Here is a 3,038-nt window from a genome sequence, read left to right on the forward strand (position 1 = left end):
GTGTAAGTTCGATTTAATCAAACTTACTAAAATTTGGAATTTCTGATAATAAAGTAATCTTATCTACTTTAGTTATATTAACTTCTTCGCTTGTTTCACTATCACATAAAACGCGTTTGGCGTTGTATGGTTAAGCCTCACGGGTAATTAGTACAAGTTAGCTTAACATGTCACCATGCTTCCACATCTTGCCTATCAACGTTGTAGTCTTCAACGGCCCTTCAGAGACTTTAAAAGTCTAGTGAGAACTCATCTCGAGGCCTGCTTCGCGCTTAGATGCTTTCAGCGCTTATCAGTTCCGAACGTAGCTACCGGGCAATGCCATTGGCATGACAACCCGAACACCAGCGGTTCGTTCACTCCGGTCCTCTCGTACTAGGAGCAACCCCTCTCAATTCTCAAACGCCCACGGCAGATAGGGACCGAACTGTCTCACGACGTTCTAAACCCAGCTCGCGTACCACTTTAAATGGCGAACAGCCATACCCTTGGGACCGACTTCAGCCCCAGGATGTGATGAGCCGACATCGAGGTGCCAAACACCGCCGTCGATATGAACTCTTGGGCGGTATCAGCCTGTTATCCCCGGAGTACCTTTTATCCGTTGAGCGATGGCCCTTCCATTCAGAACCACCGGATCACTATGACCTACTTTCGTACCTGCTCGACGTGTCTGTCTCGCAGTTAAGCTGGCTTCTACCATTACACTAACCGTACGATGTCCGACCGTACTTAGCCAACCTTCGTGCTCCTCCGTTACTCTTTGGGAGGAGACCGCCCCAGTCAAACTACCCACCAGGCACTGTCCGTAACCCCGATTCAGGGGCCAACGTTAGAACATCAAAACTACAAGGGTGGTATTTCAAGGACGACTCCACAAAAACTAGCGTCTCTGCTTCTAAGTCTCCCACCTATCCTACACATGTAGGTTCAATGTTCAGTGCCAAGCTGTAGTAAAGGTTCACGGGGTCTTTCCGTCTAGCCGCGGGTACACAGCATCTTCACTGCGATTTCAATTTCACTGAGTCTCGGGTGGAGACAGCGTGGCCATGGTTACACCATTCGTGCAGGTCGGAACTTACCCGACAAGGAATTTCGCTACCTTAGGACCGTTATAGTTACGGCCGCCGTTTACCGGGGCTTCGATCAAGAGCTTCGTCCGAAAACTAACCCCATCAATTAACCTTCCGGCACCGGGCAGGTGTCACACCGTATACGTCATCTTGCGATTTTGCACAGTGCTGTGTTTTTAATAAACAGTCCCAGCCACCTGGTCACTGCGGCTCCAATTAGCTTAGAGAGCAAGTCTCATCACCAATCGGAGCGTACCTTCTCCCGAAGTTACGGTACGATTTTGCCTAGTTCCTTCACCCGAGTTCTCTCAAGCGCCTTAGTATTCTCTACCTGACCACCTGTGTCGGTTTGGGGTACGATTCGGTATAATCTGAAGCTTAGAGGCTTTTCCTGGAAGTATGGCATCAGCAACTTCACCACCTTAGTGGCTCGTCTCGTGTCTCAGTCTTAGCAACCCGGATTTTCCTAAGTCACCAACCTACTCACTTTCACATGGACAACCATCGCCATGCTTGCTTAGCCTGCTCCGTCCCCCCATCGCAATTATACCAAGTACGGAAATATTAATCCGTTTCCCATCGACTACGCCTTTCGGCCTCGCCTTAGGGGTCGACTTACCCTACCCTGATTAACATGGGATAGGAACCCTTGGTCTTCCGGCGTGCGGGTTTTTCACCCGCATTATCGTTACTCATGTCAGCATTCGCACTTCTGATACGTCCAGCATACCTCCCGGTACACCTTCAACCGCTTACAGAACGCTCCCCTACCACTCAGAATAAATTCTGAATCCGCAGCTTCGGTGCATAGTTTAGCCCCGTTACATCTTCCGCGCAGACCGACTCGACCAGTGAGCTATTACGCTTTCTTTAAAGGATGGCTGCTTCTAAGCCAACCTCCTGGCTGTCTGGGCCTTTCCACATCGTTTCCCACTTAACTATGACTTTGGGACCTTAGCTGGCGGTCTGGGTTGTTTCCCTCTTCACGACGGACGTTAGCACCCGCCGTGTGTCTCCCGGATAGTACTTTACGGTATTCGGAGTTTGCAAAGGGTTGGTAAGTCGGGATGACCCCCTAGCCTTAACAGTGCTCTACCCCCGTAAGTATTCGTCCGAGGCTCTACCTAAATAGATTTCGGGGAGAACCAGCTATCTCCCGGTTTGATTAGCCTTTCACTCCAAGCCACAAGTCATCCCCTAACTTTTCAACGTTAGTGGGTTCGGTCCTCCAGTTGATGTTACTCAACCTTCAACCTGCTCATGGCTAGATCACCGGGTTTCGGGTCTATACCTTGCAACTATTCGCCCAGTTAAGACTCGGTTTCCCTACGGCTACCCTAATCGGTTAACCTCGCTACAAAATATAAGTCGCTGACCCATTATACAAAAGGTACGCAGTCACAGAACAAGTCTGCTCCTACTGCTTGTACGTACACGGTTTCAGGTTCTATTTCACTCCCCTCACAGGGGTTCTTTTCGCCTTTCCCTCACGGTACTGGTTCACTATCGGTCAGTTGGGAGTATTTAGCCTTAGATGATGGTCCACCTATATTCAGTCAAAGTTTCACGTGCTCCGACCTACTCGATTTCACTTAAAATGCATTTTCATGTACGGGACTATCACCCTGTATCGTGGCACTTTCCAGAGCCTTCCATTAACACATAATAAGCTTAAGGGCTGTTCCGGTTTCGCTCGCCGCTACTTCCGGAATCTCGGTTGATTTCTTTTCCTACGGGTACTTAGATGTTTCAGTTCTCCGCGTTCGCCTCGTTAACCTATGTATTCAGTTAACGATACCTGCAAGCAGGTGGGTTTCCCCATTCGGAAATCTTAGTCTCAAGTGCTTTTTACTAGCTTGACTAAGCTTATCGCAAGTTAATACGTCCTTCATCGCCTCCAACTGCCAAGGCATCCACCGTGTACGCTTAGTCACTTAACCATACAACCCAAACGGGTCTTTGTTT

At 49.1% G+C, this 3,038-nt stretch carries 1 rRNA gene; it reads right to left on the reverse strand.

Annotated features, from left to right (window positions below):
• Nucleotides 1-126: 126 nt before the first annotated feature.
• Nucleotides 127-3,013: ribosomal RNA gene (locus CSC79_RS19915) — 23S ribosomal RNA — on the reverse strand.
• Nucleotides 3,014-3,038: the final 25 nt, after the last annotated feature.

Origin of the sequence: Pseudoalteromonas sp. 3D05 (genome assembly GCF_002723455.1) — a bacterium.
GTDB lineage: Bacteria > Pseudomonadota > Gammaproteobacteria > Enterobacterales > Alteromonadaceae > Pseudoalteromonas.